11 protein-coding genes are annotated in these 17865 nt (G+C 68.2%); 10 read left to right on the top strand and 1 reads right to left on the bottom strand.

What is annotated here, in order from left to right; genetic code table 11:
• Positions 1–13 precede the first annotated feature (13 nt).
• Entirely contained in the window at positions 14–745 is a 732-nt protein-coding gene (locus WDZ97_RS05475) for a Crp/Fnr family transcriptional regulator (protein WP_425762053.1), read from the bottom strand.
• A 374-nt stretch (positions 746–1119) separates the two neighbouring features.
• Here WDZ97_RS05475 and WDZ97_RS05470 point away from each other — a divergent pair, with 374 nt between their 5' ends.
• The 10 genes from WDZ97_RS05470 (at position 1120) to WDZ97_RS05425 (ending at position 17774) form a co-directional block, all read left to right on the top strand.
• Positions 1120–1299: a prenyltransferase gene (locus WDZ97_RS05470; RefSeq protein WP_425762052.1), complete on the top strand. Its 180-nt coding sequence runs from the start codon at positions 1120–1122 to the stop codon at positions 1297–1299.
• A gap of 65 nt (positions 1300–1364) precedes the next feature.
• Positions 1365–1619 carry a hypothetical protein gene (locus WDZ97_RS05465; RefSeq protein WP_425762051.1) on the top strand — a complete coding sequence of 85 codons (255 nt, stop codon included), beginning with the start codon at positions 1365–1367 and terminating at the stop codon, positions 1617–1619.
• A 311-nt stretch (positions 1620–1930) separates the two neighbouring features.
• Complete coding sequence (locus WDZ97_RS05460) at positions 1931–2092, top strand: DUF1328 domain-containing protein (RefSeq protein ID WP_304003688.1); 162 nt, start codon at positions 1931–1933, stop codon at positions 2090–2092.
• 61 nt (positions 2093–2153) lie between these two features.
• Positions 2154–2456, top strand: coding sequence for a DUF883 family protein (locus WDZ97_RS05455; protein WP_341929182.1), 303 nt, complete (start codon positions 2154–2156; stop codon positions 2454–2456).
• Positions 2457–2564: 108 nt separating this feature from the next.
• Entirely contained in the window at positions 2565–4937 is a 2373-nt protein-coding gene (locus WDZ97_RS05450) for a phosphoketolase family protein (RefSeq protein ID WP_425762050.1), read from the top strand.
• Positions 4938–5253: 316 nt separating this feature from the next.
• The gene (locus WDZ97_RS05445) at positions 5254–5568 is read left to right on the top strand and encodes a BON domain-containing protein (RefSeq protein ID WP_304003606.1); all 315 of its coding nucleotides are present in this window, start codon (positions 5254–5256) and stop codon (positions 5566–5568) included.
• Between the two features lie 109 nt (positions 5569–5677).
• Entirely contained in the window at positions 5678–14521 is an 8844-nt protein-coding gene (locus WDZ97_RS05440; protein ID WP_425762049.1) for a GH36-type glycosyl hydrolase domain-containing protein, read from the top strand.
• A 124-nt stretch (positions 14522–14645) separates the two neighbouring features.
• Positions 14646–14846: a CsbD family protein gene (locus tag WDZ97_RS05435; RefSeq protein WP_341421379.1), complete on the top strand. Its 201-nt coding sequence runs from the start codon at positions 14646–14648 to the stop codon at positions 14844–14846.
• 52 nt (positions 14847–14898) lie between these two features.
• Complete coding sequence (locus tag WDZ97_RS05430; RefSeq protein WP_018411775.1) at positions 14899–15219, top strand: hypothetical protein; 321 nt, start codon at positions 14899–14901, stop codon at positions 15217–15219.
• Positions 15220–15251: 32 nt separating this feature from the next.
• Positions 15252–17774, top strand: a complete 2523-nt coding sequence (locus WDZ97_RS05425; protein ID WP_425762048.1) for an EAL domain-containing protein — start codon at positions 15252–15254, stop codon at positions 17772–17774.
• Positions 17775–17865: the final 91 nt, after the last annotated feature.

Raw genomic sequence — 17865 nt, 5'->3', positions numbered from 1 at the left:
GCTGTCGGCGGGCCTAACCGGCGCGCTGCTGCGCGCGTCGCCCCATCACGCTGTCCCAGACCGCATTGTTGGCGGCGTAGCAGCTGCACGACGCCGCTTCCAGACCCTTGCGGTCAAGTATGGTGATGTTGCCGCGGCGGTAACTGATCAGCTTGCGCGTCTGCAGCGCGGTGGCCGCGTGTGTCACGCCGACGCGCCTGACGCCCAGCATGTAGGCGAGAAACTCGTGCGTCAGGTGGAAGTGCGGAGAGTGCGCGCGGTCCTGTGTCATCAGCAGCCAGCGTGCAAGACGGGCTTCGACCAGGTGAAAGCGCGGGCAGGCAGCGGTCTGTGCAAGCTGCGCCATGGTCACGTAGAGGTAGCGCCCGAGCGCGCGCTGCAACGCAGGCACCGACTCGAGTTCGTTGCGGAAACGCCTGGCGTCCATGCACAGCGCCGGCCCTGCGCCCTGCACCAGTGCGTGCAGCGGCGATACATCGACCCCGAACAGCAGGGTCGCACCCAGCATCCCCTCGTTGCCCACCAGCCCGACCTCGATGCTGGCGGTGGCGTCGACCGGCGTGATCAGTGAAATGAAGCTGTCGATCGGAAAGTGGACCTGGCGTATGCGCTGACCCGGTTCGGCCAGTACGTCGGACAGGACAAGTTCAACGGTTTCGCAGCTGGCCAGCAAATGCTGGCGTTCCCGGCGCGGCAGCGCGGCGATGAAGCTGTTGCCGGCTGATGCAGTGGAGTGAGTGGGCACGGCAACCTTCCTGGCGTCGGGTAATTCCGGCCAGTGCAAGCATACGCGGCGATCGACGAGCGGTCGGGGCGGTAGCGCACACAGTGCGGTCGGAGGGGATGCCTGTGCGATGCGCGATGCCGCGAGGCTTCGGTACGCCAGCAGACAGACGGGCATGGACTGCAGGTTCATTGTGTTTCCGGGGCGCGACACCCATGCAGGTGGCGCCGGGGATGACCGCTTCGAATCGGTCGAAAGCTGCGCGACGCCGCAGGTCCCGAGCCGTTCCGGACCCCGCAGCAGATCGGCAGGCACGATCGAACAGACGAGGTGACACCATGGAAATGATGAATCGATGTACCCGGGGATGTACCCGGGTGAGCGTGGCGGCAGCGATGCTGCTTCTGCTCGGGGCCTGCTCCGGCATGTCGGCGCAGGACAGGAATACGGCCATCGGCGCCGGTGCCGGCGCGGTGGGCGGTGCGGTACTGACCGGCGGCAGTGCGGCCGGCGCAGTAGGCGGCGCGGCCGTGGGCGGCATCATCGGGCACGAAGTCGGCAAGGACAAGAAGTGAGCGATGCGCGGCCGGTGAAGGTCGCGCATTCTGTCTGCATGCACGAATCCGGAGAGGAGATACAGATGAAGAACGCACATGAGGGCATCGGCCGCGTATGGATACTGGCGGCCTGCCTTGCGGTACTGTCGGGTTGCCAGAAGCAGGAAGGCCCGATGGAAAGCGCCGGCAGGAACATTGATGAAGCTGGCGACAAGGTATCACGGGATGTGGATCGCGCCGCCGATCGCGCTGGCGACAATGTCGACGACGCGACACGGAAAGCCGGCGAGAGCATCGAGAGGGCTGGCGAGAAGATCCAGGACGCGGCCGGAAAGTAGTGGGCGCGCAGCCGATGGACCACGCACAGGCATCCGATGCGGTGCGACGCCCGTTCGATCGCCTCTGGTGTCGAGCAGGCGCGACCGCGCATTCGGTCGTGCGCCGGCCGGCACGCCTCGTGCGGCACATTGGTACGGTGGCGTACAGACGGGTCAGCGGTCGCGGCACACGATGGACTTACGCGCTTACCGATGGACGGCCCGCAAGGCGGCCGCCGTTCCGCGCCGTCGCGGGGCCGGCGTCGCCGGACCCGATTTGCAGTCTGATTCGGGGAAAGTTGCAGATCGCCGCCCCCGGGAAGGAGATCACCATGTTGAGATGGGCCGTCATATTCTTCGTCATCGCCATCGTCGCAGCCGTGTTCGGTTTTGGCGGCATTGCGGCAGGCGCCACCGATATCGCGAAGATACTTTTCTTCGTCTTTCTGGTCGTATTCGGCGTCACCCTGATCATGGGACTGATGCGACGCTGAACTTCGTTGCCGCGCCCGTCACGGGCGCGGTTGTCCGGACGTGCTTGTGAAAGGAATCCCGATGAACATCGAAACGAATCCGCTGCATTCCCCGCTGGACGGCAAGAAGGACAGCACCGTGAAGGACTGGCGAACGCCTGATGCCGACCTCGGCGAGGGAGACCGCGCCGCCGTGCAGGCCCGGGTCGAGGCACATCTGATCGACGCGAAGTCCCGCCTGCACGAGGCACGCGTGGCGCTCGCCGACACGACGCGCCGCGCTGCCGACGCCACGCAGGGCTACGTGACCGAACATCCGTGGAAGGCCATTGCGCTCGCGGCCACCGCCGGGCTGGTTGCCGCCTTGCTCATCCGGCGTCACTGAGCCATCTTCAATCCATTCGGACGGGTCCGGTCAGCGGCCTACCGCGAGGCGCCGGCGAACCCGGGCGCTCGCGGTGACTTCGCGCAGGCGATGACCAGGAGAGAGGACATGACCCAGCCTTCGGCGCTGCCCGACGCGGACGACCTGCGGCGGCTGGACGCGTGGTGGCGTGCCGCCAACTACCTGTCGGTCGGACAGATCTACCTGCTCGACAACCCGCTGCTCAGACAGCCGCTGCAGCGCGCTCACATCAAGCCGCGCCTGCTCGGACACTGGGGGACGACCCCGGGGCTGAACTTCATCTACGCCCACATGAACAGGGCGATCCGCCACCACGACCTCGACATGATCTTCGTCGCCGGCCCGGGTCACGGCGGTCCCGCGGTGGTCGCGAATACCTGGCTGGAAGGCAGTTACAGCGCGTTCTACCCGGACGTGACGCAGGACGCCGAAGGCATGCGCCGGCTGTTCCGCCAGTTCTCCTTCCCTGGCGGCATCCCGAGCCACGCCGCACCGGAGACGCCCGGTTCCATTCACGAAGGCGGCGAACTCGGCTATGCGCTGCTGCACGCCTACGGCGCGGTATTCGACAACCCGGACCTGATCGCCTGCTGCGTGGTCGGTGACGGCGAGGCCGAAACCGGGCCGCTGGCCACGTCGTGGCATTCGAACAAGTTCCTGAACCCGCGCACCGACGGCGCCGTGCTACCGGTGCTGCACCTGAACGGCTACAAGATCGCCAGCCCGACCCTGCTGGCCCGCATCAGTCACGCCGAACTGGAAAGCCTGCTGATCGGTTACGGCCACGCACCCATCTTCGTAGAGGGTGACGATCCGGTGCTGATGCACGATCTGATGGCGAAGGCGGTCGGCAAGGCGATCAGCGCCATCCGCGACATCCAGCACCGCGCGCGCCAGGGGACCTACATGAGCCGGCCGCAGTGGCCGATGATCGTGCTGCGCTCGCCCAAGGGCTGGACCGGTCCGAAGGAGGTCGATGGCCTGAAGACCGAAGGCAGCTGGCGTTCGCACCAGGTGCCTTTCGGCGACATGGACAATCCGGAGCATCTGCGCCTGCTGGAAGAGTGGATGCAATCCTACCGGCCGGACGAACTGTTCGACGCCAATGGCGCGCCCCGACCGGAACTGCTCGCCCTGGCGCCTCATGGCACGCGCCGCATGGGCGCCAATCCGCACGCCAACGGCGGCACGTTGCTGCGCGACCTGCGCCTGCCGGACTTCCGCAGCCACGCGATCGACGTGCCGGCGCCCGGCGCGACACTGGCCGAGTCGACGCGGGTGATGGGCGGCTTCCTGCGCGACGTGATGCGCGACAACCCGCACAGCTTCCGCCTGTTCGGTCCGGACGAGACCGCGTCCAACCGGCTGGGCGCCGTGTTCGAAGTGACCGGCCGCACCTGGATGGCGCAGCGCTTCGATGCCGACGACCATCTGGCGCCCGATGGCCGGGTGATGGAAATGCTGTCCGAGCACGCCTGCCAGGGCTGGCTGGAGGGCTATCTGCTGAGCGGGCGGCACGGCCTGTTCAGCTGCTACGAAGCCTTCATCCACATTGTCGACTCGATGTTCAACCAGCACGCCAAGTGGCTCAAGGTGTGCCGCGGCATACCGTGGCGCCGCCCGGTCGCCTCGCTCAACATCCTGCTCACCTCGCATGTCTGGCGGCAGGACCACAACGGCTTTTCGCACCAGGATCCCGGCTTCATCGATCACGTGGTGAACAAGAAGGCCGACATCATCCGTGTCTATCTGCCGCCGGACGCCAACACGCTGCTCTATGTGACCGACGTCTGCCTGCGCAGTCGCGACCGGGTGAACGTGATCGTCGCCGGCAAGCATCCGGAACGGCAGTGGCTGTCGATCGACGCCGCAGTCGATCACGCCGAGGCGGGCATCGGCATGTGGGAGTGGGCCTGCAGCGACAGCGCGGGCGAGCCCGACGTGGTGCTCGCCGCCGCGGGAGACGTGCCGACGCTGGAAATGCTGGCCGCCATCGACCTGCTGCGCGAACTGGCGCCGACGCTCAAGGTGCGCTTCATCAACGTGGTCGACCTGATGACGCTGCAGCCGCGCGAAGAGCATCCGCACGGCCTGTCGGACGACGAGTTCGTGTCGCTGTTCCGGCCCGACGTACCCATCCTGTTCGCCTATCACGGCTACCCCTGGCTCATCCACCGCCTGACCTACCGGCGCAGCAACCACGGCAACCTGCATGTGCGCGGCTACAAGGAGGAGGGCACCACGACCACGCCCTTCGACATGGTGGTGCTGAACATGCTCGACCGCTTCCACCTCGTCATGGACGTCGCCAGCCGTGTGCCGATGCTGCAGCCGCAGGCCGCACACATCAAGCAGCGCATGCGCGACCGTCTGAACGCCCACCGCCAGTACATCCTCGAGCATGGCGAAGACATGCCGGAGATCCGCAACTGGCAGTGGCCGACGCCGCCGCTCGCCTGAGCGTCCGCCGTTCCGGGCGCAGTGCTCGCCCCTGCCTGAAAACATGTTGTGTGCGCTGCCGTACATACCCGGGCGCAGTCGATCGGTATGCTGGTCGTGCTGTGCCGGATTCCTCCGGATCCGGCGCCGCAGCTGGGCTTCATCGATGAATTCACCGATGACTTTCGCATCGGACGGGCCGGTTTGACCGGGCCGCCGGTACGGGCCCGCAGTTCGCCGGCACGTTGCGTTGCGCAAGCGCTGCAGCACGCGCCGAGACGTTTGTCCGGTGTGCCGTCAGGCCACCGTCCCCATTCCTCATCAGGAGATTTCCATCATGAAACAACTGGGCAAATACCTCTCAGCAGTCTTCCTTGCCGTGGCACTGGTGACGGCCGTCGGCTGCGCATCCACCTCGAAGCAGGAAGGCACCGGCGAGTACATCGACGACAGCGTCATCACCACCAAGGTCAAGACCGCCATCCTCAATGAGCCTACGCTGAAGGTGGCCGAGATCAACGTCGAAACCTTCAAGGGCGTCGTGCAGCTGAGCGGTTTCGTCAGCACGCAGGCCATGATGGACAAGGCTGTCGCGGTGACGCGCGCAGTCGGTGGCGTGAAGTCGGTCAAGAACGACATGCGCATCAAGTGAGTGGTCGCCGACTGCAGCCCGTCGGCGCGAACAGGGTCCGGCCGGTGGCCGGACACACACTTCAGCCCGCCCCTGCGGGCGCCGCTGCGGCCGGCGGAAGGTCACTGCCGTGAGTGCCCGACTGTCCGCCGGCGCGCGATGGCGAGCATGGAGACGACGTCGCCACGATGCGCGGCGCGTTGAGCGCGCGCCCGACGACGAAACGCCGCTGCGCGGTGGCTTGTTCAGCGCCGAACAGATGGCGCAGCACGGCAAGGCGCTGGCCGCATCGCATACGCTGACTGCCGGCCGCATGCCGGACCGGCTGCTGGCGCGTCTGGCCGAGAACGAAGTCGTGCTTGCGGGCGTCAGCGCCCTGCTGGCCGAGGCGGCAACCGAAAGCCGGCGCATCACGCCGGCTGCCGACTGGCTGCTCGACAATTTCTACCTGATCGAAGAGCACATCCGCGCCGCCGAACGGCATCTGCCCAAGGGCTACAGCCGCGAACTGCCGCGCCTGGCGCGTGGCCCGTCGGCCGGGCATCCGCGCGTGTACGACATCGCGCTGGCCGCCGTGGCGCACGGCGACGGCCGCGTCGACACCGAAAGTCTGGGCCGCTTCGTGGCTGCCTACCAGACGGTGTCGCCGCTGACGATCGGCGAACTGTGGGCGGTGCCCATCATGCTGCGTCTGGCGCTGATCGAGAATCTGCGCCGGGTGGGCGCGCACGTGGCCGCCTGCTGGAATCAGCGCACGCTGGCCGGCGTCTGGGCCGACCGCATGACGGAGGCGGTCGAGCGCAACCCCGCCGGACTGATCCTCGTCATCGCCGACATGGCGCATTCGAAGCCGCCCATGGTCGGCGCCTTCGTTGCCGAACTGGCGCGCAGGCTGCAGGGACGCGGGCCGGCGCTGGCGCTGCCGCTGACGTGGATCGAACAGTATCTGTCCGAGTCCTCGCTGACGATCGAACAGCTCGTGCAGCAGGAGAACCAGCAGCAGGCGGCCGACCAGCTGTCGATCAGCAACAGCATCGGCAGCCTGCGCGTGCTCGGGGCCGCAGACTGGCGCGATTTCGTCGAAAGCCTCAGCGTGGTCGAGCAGATCCTGCGCCGGGACCCGGACGGCATCTACGGCCGGATGGATTTCGGCAGCCGCGATCACTACCGCCATGCCGCCGAGGCCATCGCGCGACGTGGCGGCGTGAGCGAGAGCGAGGTCGCACTGAAGGCGCTCGAACTGGCGAGCGCCGGCGCCGCGGTCCAGCCCGGGCGCATCGGCCACGTCGGCTTCTACCTGGCCGACCGCGGGCTGCCCGAACTGGAGCGCGCGCTCGGTATCCGCCTGTCGGCCTTCCGCGCACTGGGCAGGGCCATCGGGCGCGTGCCGTTGCTGCCCTATCTTGGCAGCATCGCGCTGCTGACCGCACTGGCCGAAGCCTGGCTGCTGGCCGGTGTGCCGCTCGATCGCGTGCCCGGCTGGGCGGGCGGACTGGCGCTCTACGCGCTCGGACTGCTGTTGCTGCCGGGCGTGAGCCAGCTCGCACTTTCGCTGGTGAACTGGCTGGTGACGCTGCTTGTGGCGGCGCGCCCGCTGCCGCGCATGGATTATTCGGCGGGCGTGGAAGAGGGTGCCCGCACGCTGGTCGTGGTGCCGACGATGATCACTGGCGAAGCGGCCGTCGAATCGCTGGTGGAAGCGCTGGAGGTGCGCTTTCTCGCCAACCGCGACCCGCGCCTGCACTTCGGGCTGCTCACCGACTTCGCCGACGCGCCGGTGGCCACGCAGCCGGGCGATGCCGCCCTGCTGGCGCTGGCCCGACTGCGGATCGAGGAACTGAACGCGAAGTATGGCGACGCCTGCGCAGCGCTGAGTGGCGACCGCTTCTTCCTGTTCCACCGCGCACGGCGCTGGAATCCGCAGCAGGGCGTCTGGATGGGCTACGAACGCAAGCGCGGCAAGCTGGCGGAGCTGAATGCGCTGCTGCGCGGCCGCCTGCCCGAACAGGACGTCGACGTCTTCTCGCTGGTCGTCGGCAATACCGCGCCGCTGCGCGACGTGACCTATGTGATCACGCTGGATACCGACACCCAGCTGCCGCGCGACGCCGCCCGCCAGCTGGTCGGCGCCATGGCCCATCCGCTGAACCGGCCGCGCTACGACCCGGTGAAGCGACGCGTGGTCGAGGGCTACGGCATCCTGCAGCCGCGGGTGGCGACCAGCCTCCCGGCTGCCGGTCGATCGCGCTTCGCGCGCATGCACGGCGGAGAGCCGGGCATCGATCCGTACACGCGGGCGGTGTCCGACGTCTATCAGGACGTGTTCGGCGAGGGCTCCTTCATCGGCAAGGGCATCTACGACGTCGATGCCTTCGAACAGTCGCTCGGCGGGCGCTTCGTGCCGAACCGCATCCTCAGTCACGACCTGCTGGAAGGCTGTTACGCCCGCGCCGGGCTGCTCAGCGACGTACAGCTATTCGAGGACCATCCGGCGCACTACGGCGCCGACGTCGCTCGCCGGCACCGCTGGATACGCGGCGACTGGCAGCTTGCCGGCTGGCTGAAGCGCCGCGTGCCCTGCATGTGCCTGTGCGACGCCGCGGAAGGAACACGCCTGCAGCCCAACCCGCTGTCACTGCTGGCGCAATGGAAGCTGTTCGACAATCTGCGCCGCAGCCTGGTACCGCTGTCGCTCGTGCTGATGCTGCTGCTCGGGTGGACGCAGCTGTCCTCCGCCTGGATGTGGACCGCCGCCGCGCTCGCCGTCGTGCTGCTGCCGGCGCTGTGCGCGAGCCTGACCGATCTGCTGCGCAAACCGTCCGAAGTGCTGCTGCGCCAGCACCTGTCCATGGTCGGGCGAGGTGCGCTGCGCCACCTCCGGCTGGCCGCCTTCGAACTGGCCTGCCTGCCGCATCAGGCGCTCTACAGCCTGGACGCGATCGCGCGCACGCTGTGGCGCATGCAGGTGTCGCACCGGCGTCTGCTGGAATGGAATCCGTCCGGCGAAGCGGATCGCCAGGCGGCCCGACGCAGCACGCCCGCCCGCCACCTGCAGGCGATGTGGATCGGGCCGGCGCTGGCGGCAACCACCGCGCTGCACCTGGGCTTCGCCGCACCGCAGCTGCTGCTGGCGGCTGCACCGGTGCTCCTGCTCTGGGCCGCCTCGCCGGCGATCGCCTGGTGGGTGAGCCTGCCGCTCAGACGCCGCGCCGTGCGACTGTCGGCGGCACAGACCGATTTCCTGCGCGGCCTGGCGCGCCGCACCTGGGCCTACTTTGACAACCTGGTCGGCAGCGACGACCACGGGCTGCCGCCGGACAACTATCAGGAGTACCGCGTCGCCGCCATCGCCCACCGCACCTCGCCGACCAATATGGGGCTGGCGCTGCTGGCCAACCTGTCGGCCTGGGACTTCGGCTATCTGTGCGCCGGACCGATGCTGGAACGCACCGCATCGACGCTGCGCACGATGTCGGGGCTGGAACGCTACCGCGGCCACTTCTACAACTGGTACGACACACAGACGCTGCTGCCGATGCCGCCGCTCTACGTGTCGTCGGTCGACAGCGGCAATCTGGCCGGCCATCTGCTGACGCTGCGCGCCGGCCTTGCCGCGATGGCCGATCAGCCGCTGTTGCCGGTCCGCCTGTTCGCCGGTCTTGACGACACCGCAGCGCTGCTCGCCGAAGCGCTCGACGTCGACGCCGCACGGCGTGTGACCGTGCTGCGCGGCGAACTGCGGGCGTTGTGCATTGCGCCGCCGGATACCCTGATCGCGGTCGCCGCCGCGCTGCGACGCCTGCAGGTGCTGATCGGCGAGCTGGACCTGCCGCTTGCGCCGGGCGGCGACGCCGCTGCGTCCGAGGCCGCAACGTGGGCAGCAGCGATGCGCCGTCAGTGTAGCGACGCCCTCGACGAACTTGCGTTGCTGGTGCCCTGGCTGTCGATGGCGCACCAGACGGGCGGCCTGACCGATCTGTTGCCGTCGCTGGGGGCGATGTCGACGCTGTCGACGCTGGCCCGCCTGGACCGCACGCTCGGTGCCGACATCGGGCGCCGGCTTGCCGCTCGCACCCAGTTGGGCGAAGACGAGTGCTCGGCGGAGCAACGGACTTGGCTGAACACGCTGCAGCACCGTCTGGACGAAGGCTGCCGCCGGGCGCGCGAACGACTGGCGCGGCTCGACGCGCTGGCCGCCCAGGCAGCCGGTCTGGCGCGCATGGATTACGACTTCCTGTACGACACCTCGCGTCATCTGCTGACCATCGGCTACAACGTACCGGAGCGCCGCGCCGACAGCAGCTACTACGATCTGCTGGCCTCCGAGGCGCGCCTGTGCAGCTTCGTCGCCATCGCCCAGGGACAGTTGCCGCAGGAGGGCTGGTTCGCGCTCGGACGCCTGCTCACGGCTGCCGGCGGCGAGCCGGTGCTGCTGTCCTGGAGCGGATCGATGTTCGAGTATCTGATGCCGATGCTGGTGATGCCGTCCTTCGACGGCACGCTGCTCGACCAGACCTGCCGCGCAGCGGTGGCGCGGCAGATCGAGTACGGACGGCAGCGCGGCGTGCCCTGGGGCATTTCGGAGTCCGGCTACAACACGGTCGATGTGCACCTGAACTACCAGTACCGCGCCTTCGGCGTGCCGGGCCTGGGTCTCAAGCGCGGTCTGGCCGACGATCTGGTGGTCGCGCCCTATGCATCGGTGCTCGCCTTGCTGGTGGCGCCGGAAGAGGCCTGCGCCAACCTGCAGCGGATGGCCGGGGAGGGCTTCATCGGGCGTTACGGCTTCTTCGAAGCCATCGACTACACGCCGGCACGCCAGCGACGCGGCCAGACGCGCGTCGTCGTGCGGGCCTTCATGGCGCACCACCAGGGCATGAGCCTGCTTGCGCTGGCGTCGCTGCTGCTCGACCGTCCGATGCAACGGCGTTTCGCGTCCGACCGGCTGTTCCAGTCGGTCATGCTGCTGCTGCACGAACGCATCCCCAAGGCCACCGCGCTGTTCGAGCACACGGCCCAGCTGCACGCGCTGCGCTCGACGCCACTGACATCGCAGACGCCGATCCGCGTGTTCGACACGCCGGACACGCCGATACCCGAGGTGCAACTGCTGTCCAACGGCCGCTATCACGTCATGGTGACCCAGGCCGGCGGCGGCTACAGCCGCTGGAAGGATCTGGCGGTCACGCGCTGGCGCGAGGACGGCACCTGCGACGACCGCGGCAGCTTCTGCTATCTGCGCGAGCTGGATGTCGCCGACGGCGCGTCGAACATGTGGTCGGCCGCGCACCAGCCGGTGCAGGGTCGCGCACTGTCCTACGAGGCGATCTTCTCCGAAGGCCGGGCGGAGTTCCGCCGACGCGATGCCAGCGCCGACGGCGAAGGCGAGTTCGAGACGCATACGGAAATCGTCGTGTCGCCCGAGGACGACATCGAACTGCGCCGAGTGCGCATCACCAACCGGACCTCGACACGCCGGCGCATCGACGTCACCAGCTATGCCGAGGTGGTGATCGCCCCGGCGGCCTCCGACGCACTGCACCCGGCGTTCAGCAATCTGTTCGTGCAGACCGAAATCCTGCGCGACCGGCCGGCCATCCTGTGCACCCGGCGGCCGCGCTCGGACGGCGAACAGGCGCCGTGGATGCTGCACCTGATGGCGGTGCATGGCGTCGACGTCGAGCAGGTATCGTGCGAAACCGACCGCATCCGCTTCATCGGTCGTACCCGTACCTGCGCCGATGCACTGGCGATGGAGACGGCCACGCTGTCGGGCACCGACGGCGCGGTGCTCGATCCGGTGGTCGCCATCCGCAGCGTGCTCACGCTCGACGCCGGTCAGTCGGTTACGCTGGACATCGTGACCGGCGTGGCTGACAGCCGCGACATCGCGCTGGCGCTGGTCGACAAGTATCTCGACCGCCACCTGTCCGATCGCGTGATCGATCTGACCTGGACGCACGGTCAGGTGGTGCTGCGTCAGCTCAACGCGACCGAGGCCGACGCCCAGCTGCATGCGCGCCTCGCGGCGTCGGTGCTGTTCGCCAACCCGTCACTGCGCGCCGACCCGGCGGTGCTGATGCGCAACCGGCGCGGGCAGTCGGGGCTTTGGGGCTACGCCATTTCCGGCGACCTGCCCATCGTGCTGCTGCAGATCGCCGACGCCGCCAACATCGACCTCGTGCGCCAGATGGTGCAGGCGCATGCCTACTGGCGGCTGAAGGGACTGGCGGTCGATCTGGTGATCTGGAACGAGGACCACGCCGGCTACCGGCAGATGCTGCAGGACCAGATCACCGGCCTGATCGCCTCCGGCATCGAAGCCAGCGTGATCGACCGGCCGGGCGGCATCTTCGTCCGCCAGGCGGAACAGATTTCGGGCGAGGACCGGGTGCTGCTGCTGTCGGTCGCGCGCGTCGTCATTTCCGACAGCAGCGGCTCGCTGGCCGAACAGATCGAACAGCGCGGCATCGCGCCGGTAAGGGTGCCCTGGCTGGCAGCCCGGCCCGTCGATGTGCCGGCGCCCGCAGTGCCGGACAGCGTCACCGTCGACGCGGCGGGGCGTTCTCATTTCAACGGCATCGGCGGATTTGCCGCGGACGGTCGCGAGTACGTGATTTCGCTGGCGCCAGGCCAGGTCACGCCGGCGCCGTGGGCGAACGTGCTGGCCAACCCTCAGTTCGGCACCGTGGTGTCGGAATGCGGCAGTGCCTACACCTGGTGCGACAACGCCCACGAGTTCCGCCTGTCGCCCTGGCACAACGATCCGGTCAGCGACACCGGCGGCGAGGCGATCTATCTGCGCGACGAGGAAAGCGGCCGCTTCTGGTCGCCGACACCGCTGCCGGTGCGGGCAACGAGCGCCTTCACCATACGGCACGGCTTCGGCTACAGCGTGTTCGAAACCGTCTGCGACGGCATTCAGTCGGAGCTTTGGGTGTTCGTCGCCATCGACGCCCCGGTCAAGTTCTCGCTGCTCCGCCTGCGCAATGTGTCCGGTCGCGCACGAAGCCTGTCGGCCACCGGCTATGTCGACTGGGTGCTGGGCGATCTGCGGGAGAAGTCCGCCATGCACGTGGTCACCGAAACGGTGCCACGCAGCGGTGCGCTTTACGCGCGCAACCCCTACAGCATGGAATTCGCCGAGCGGGTCGCCTTCTTCGACGTCGACGATACGGCGCGCACCGTGACCGCGGACCGCACCGAGTTCATCGGTCGCAACGGCAGCCTGCGCGCGCCAGCCGCGATGCGGCGACAGCGCCTGTCGGGTCGGGTGGGCGCCGGTCTGGACCCGTGCGCGGCCATCCAGGTGAGTGTCGATCTTGAAGAGGGGCAGACACGCGAGCTCGTGTTCCGCCTCGGCAGCGGACGCGACCTCGAGGATGCCGGCCGCCTGGTGCAGCGCTTTCGTGGCGCGTCGGCGGCGCAGGCGGCGCTGGACGCCGTGCGCGCGCACTGGCAGCACACGCTCGGTACGGTACAGGTGCGCACGCCCGACCGTGCGCTCGACCTGCTGGTCAATGGATGGCTGGTCTATCAGACCCTGGCCTGCCGCGTCTGGGCGCGCAGCGGCTACTACCAGTCGGGCGGCGCTTTCGGCTTCCGCGACCAGTTGCAGGACATGATGGCACTGGTGCATGCCGAACCGCAGCGCGCGCGCGCGCACCTGCTGCTGTGCGCCAGCCGCCAGTTCGCCGAGGGCGACGTGCAGCACTGGTGGCATCCGCCGTCCGGTCGCGGCGTGCGTACCCGCTGTTCCGACGACTACCTGTGGTTGCCGCTGGCCGTATGCCGCTACGTGCAGAGCACCGGCGACGCCGCGGTGCTGGACGAGGAGGTCGCCTTCATCGAAGGTCGCCCGGTACATGCCGAAGACGACGCCTATTACGATCTGCCGGCGCGTTCGGCCGATGCCGACAGCCTGTACGCGCACTGCGTGCGGGCCATCCGCCACGGTCTGCGCTTCGGCGGGCACGGATTGCCGCTGATGGGCTCCGGCGACTGGAACGACGGCATGAACCGCGTCGGCATCAAGGGGCGCGGTGAAAGCGTCTGGCTGGCCTTCTTCCTGTGCGAGGTGCTGCAGCAGTTCGCTGCGCTGGCACGGGCACGCGAGGACGCCGCCGTCGCCGATTTGTGCCTGAGCGAGAGCGTGCGTCTGCGCCGCAATATCGAGAAGCATGCCTGGGACGGCGCCTGGTACCGCCGCGCCTGGTTCGACGACGGCACGCCGCTGGGTTCGGCGCTCAACGCCGAATGCAGCATCGATTCGATCTCGCAGAGCTGGTCGGTACTGTCCGGCGGCGGCGAGGCGGACCGCAGCCGCGCGCGGCTTGCCATGCAGTCGGTCGACGCCCGGCTGGTCCGGCGCGCCGACGCGCTGGTGCAGCTGCTCGACCCGCCGTTCGACACCGCCGGTCTCGATCCGGGCTATATCCGTGGCTACGTGCCGGGCGTGCGCGAGAACGGTGGCCAGTACACGCACGGGGCCATCTGGGCGGCGATGGCCTTCGCCGCGCTCGGCGACGGCGAACGCGCCTGGGCCGTCGCCGACATGATCAATCCGGTCAATCACGCGCTGTCGGCGGACGCGGTGGCGATCTATCGCGTCGAGCCCTATGTGATGGCCGCCGACGTCTACGCGGCGGACCCGCACACCGGCCGCGGTGGCTGGAGCTGGTACACCGGCTCCGCCGGCTGGATGTACCGGCTGCTGCTCGAATCGCTGCTCGGTTTCACACGCACGGGCGACACGCTGCGCATCCAGCCCTGCATGCCGCCGGAGTGGCGCGACTTCGTCATCGATTACCGCTTCGGCGAAACCGCGTACCACATCGTGGTGGAGCGCTCGGTGGCAGATGGCGAGCGGCCGGACAGCCTGGTCACGCTGGATGGCGCCTACTGTCGCGACGGCGCGGTGGTGCTGGTCGACGACCGGCAGCCCCACCGCGTCGAGGTGAGCCTGCCGGGCTGACCCGTCCGTCGGCATGTCGCATCTATGTACGACAGCGTACCGACCCTTCGCACACGAAGTCCTAATCTTCGTGTCATGCACCGGCGATTTCGCAGGTGTGTCAATCAGAGAGAGGGTATCCGATATGAACTGGGACACTATTGAAGGCAACTGGAAGCAATTCAAGGGCACCGTCAAGGCGCGCTGGGGCAAGCTCACCGACGATGAGCTCGACGTGATTGCCGGCAAGCGCATGGAACTGTCGGGCCGCATCCAGGAGGCCTACGGCCTTACCAAGGAGCAGGCGGAACGGCAGATCGAACGCTTCGAAATCCTGCACAAGTAAGCGCCGGGAAAATCGTCCTCCGGGGCCGAGCTTCGCCGCGCCGACTGGCGTGATGGAGAAGAAGCGCCGTGAGGACGGCGAATCGGCGATTTCGCAGCCGGCGGTCGGTTCGGCCAACCGGGCCACCGTCGGCACTCGAGACGAGACGGAGATTCCGATGAACACACCCGCTATCGGCCGGGCCGGACGCAGCGACGATTCCGGCCATTACGCGAAAGGCATCCCGTGCCCTCGCTGTGGGCGCGCCGCCTACCGCGTACAACGCAATTTCATGGATCTGTTCATCAACATGTTCGTGTCCGTCCACCGCTACCGCTGCGGCTCGATGAGCTGCATCTGGGAAGGCAATGTGCGCCTCAAGCGCCTGCCCTGAAACCTCTGCCCAGCCTGATCCGGGAGCGCTCGATGGACGCACATGACATGGATGCCGCTCGAACCCGGGTACTGATCGTCGACGCCGATCCGCAGGATGCGGAGCGGCTGCGCAGTGCGCTGGAGGGTGGAGAGGCGCACGCGATGACCGGACGCCCGTATCTGGTCGAGTGCGTAAGCGCGTTTGCCGATGCGCGCGAACGGCTGGCCGCTGGCGGCATTGCTGTCGTGCTGCTGGATCTGGGGCCGCCCGCCCTCGACGCGCTCGATGCCTGCGAACAGCTGTGCGCGCTGGCCCCCGACGCACTCGTGCTGGTGCTGGCCGAGGCCGGCGGCGAGGCACGCGCCCGTGCCGCGCTGCTGCGCGGCGCTCACGACTTCCTGCTCCGGGGGTACACCGACGCGCACTGGCTGGCGCGCACGGTGGACCACGCCATGGAAAGACGCACAGCCGCGCGGGCGCTGCGCTTCAGCGAGGCGCGCTTTCGCGCGATCAGCGATGCGTCGCCGCTGGGCATCCTGGTGACCGACGCACAGGGTCACTGCACCTACACCAATGCCGCCTACCGCACGATCTGCGGGCTCGATTTCGGACAGGCCGAGGGCATGCACTGGAGCAGCTTCGTCCACCCCGACGACCGCAGTCGCGTGCAGCGGGAATGGGCAGCAGCGCTGCAGGGTGCTGTCGCCTTCAGCGCGGAGATGCGTCTTCTGCGCAGCGATGGCGGCGTCGTGTGGGCGCGACTGCATGCGGCATTCATGGCGGATGACGGCCTGCCCCGAGGATGCGTCCAGACGATCGAGGACATCACCGGCCGCAAGGCTGCCGAGGCCGTGCTGCAGCGGGCCGAGGAGGCGCTGTTCGACGAGAAGGAGCGGGCGCAGGTCACGCTCAACTCGATCGGCGACGCGGTTCTGGCCACCGATATCGGGGGCCGCGTGAGCTACATGAACCGGGTGGCCGAGTCGATGACCGGCTGGACGGCGCGCGAGGCGCTGGGGCAGCCACTGACCGAGGTATTCGCCATCATCGACGGCACCACCCGCGCCGTGGCCGCCAACCCGGCGCAGCGTGCCGTTGCCGAGGACAGGACGGTGGGTCTGGCGATGGATTGCCTGCTCATCCGGCGCGACGGCGTCGAGCTGCCGATCGAGGATTCCGCCGCTCCGATACACGACCGCCATGGCCGGGTGACCGGCGCCGTGATCGTGTTTCACGACGTCAGCCAGTCGCGCGCAATGACCTTGCGCATGGCGCACATGGCGCAGCACGACTTCCTGACCGGGCTGCCCAACCGGGCCCTGCTGACCGAGCGGCTGGCGCAGGCGATCGGCCAGGCGGCGCGCCATCACAAGCAGGTCGCGCTGCTTTTCATCGACCTCGATTTCTTCAAGCGCATCAACGATTCGCTCGGCCATGCCGTGGGCGACCAGTTGCTGCAGTGCGTGGCCGAGCGGCTGGTGGGCTGCGTGCGCACGACAGACTCGGTGTGTCGCCAGGGCGGCGACGAATTCGTCATCCTGCTGGCCGAGATCGAACAGCCGCAGGATGCCGCCGGCGTTGCCGACAAATTGCACCAGGCGTTCATCGAACCGCAGCAGGTCGCCGGGCACGCGCTGCAGATCACGCTGAGCATCGGCATCAGCGTCTATCCGGACGACGGCAACACGGCCGACGCCATGATGCGGAACGCCGATACCGCGATGTATCACGCCAAGGCGCAGGGCCGGAACAACTGCCAGTTCTTCACCCCCGAAATGAACGCGCGCGCGGTGCATCGCCTGCTCATCGAGAGCGGTCTGCGCCGGGCGCTGGGGAACACCGAGTTCCGGCTGCACTATCAGCCGCAGATGAATCTTGCGTCGGGCGGCATGACCGGCGCCGAGGCGCTGCTGCGCTGGTGCGATCCGGTCCACGGGCTGATCCCGCCAGCGCAGTTCATACAGATCGCCGAAGAGTGCGGGCTCATCGCACCGATCGGACAGTGGGTGATGCGCGAGGCGTGCCGGCAGATACGCGCCTGGCTGGACGCAGGGCTGCGCGTGGTGCCGGTCGCCGTCAACATTTCGGCGGTCGAGTTGTGGCGACCGGGCTTCGCTGACAGCGTTGCAGGCATCCTCGGTGAAGCCGGCGTGCCGCCGCACCTGCTGGAGCTGGAGCTGACCGAGAGCCGGCTGATGGAGGACGCCGAATCGTCGATGAGCGTACTGAAGTCGCTCAAGCGCATCGGCGTGCAGCTGGTGATCGACGATTTCGGAACCGGCTATTCCAGCCTGAGCTATCTGCGGCGCTTTCCCTTCGACACCCTGAAGATCGATCAGTCCTTCGTGCACGACCTCGACAGCGACGAGGGCGACGACGGCATCGTCGGCGCCATCATCGGCATGGCCACCCATCTGCGGCAGAAGGTGATCGCGGAGGGGGTGGAGACCGAGCAGCAGCTTGCCCTGTTGCGTATCCGCCAATGCGAGTCGGTGCAGGGACATCTGCTCGGCCGACCGGTGGACGCCGACGCGTTCGCCGGCCTTCTTGCGCACGGTATGCCGCTGCGCTGAGGGCGCTGGGTACGCCAGCGTACCGACCTGCGGATGCCGCGGCGCGACACTGATGTCCGAACGATGCGGCGGCAGCGCACCCCTGGGGCGC

This window comes from Methyloversatilis sp. MC4-4, from assembly GCF_049843555.1.
GTDB lineage: Bacteria > Pseudomonadota > Gammaproteobacteria > Burkholderiales > Rhodocyclaceae > Methyloversatilis > Methyloversatilis discipulorum_B.
The sequence above is the reverse complement of the archived record's forward strand: the minus strand, read 5'-3'. Positions and strand labels throughout refer to the sequence as shown.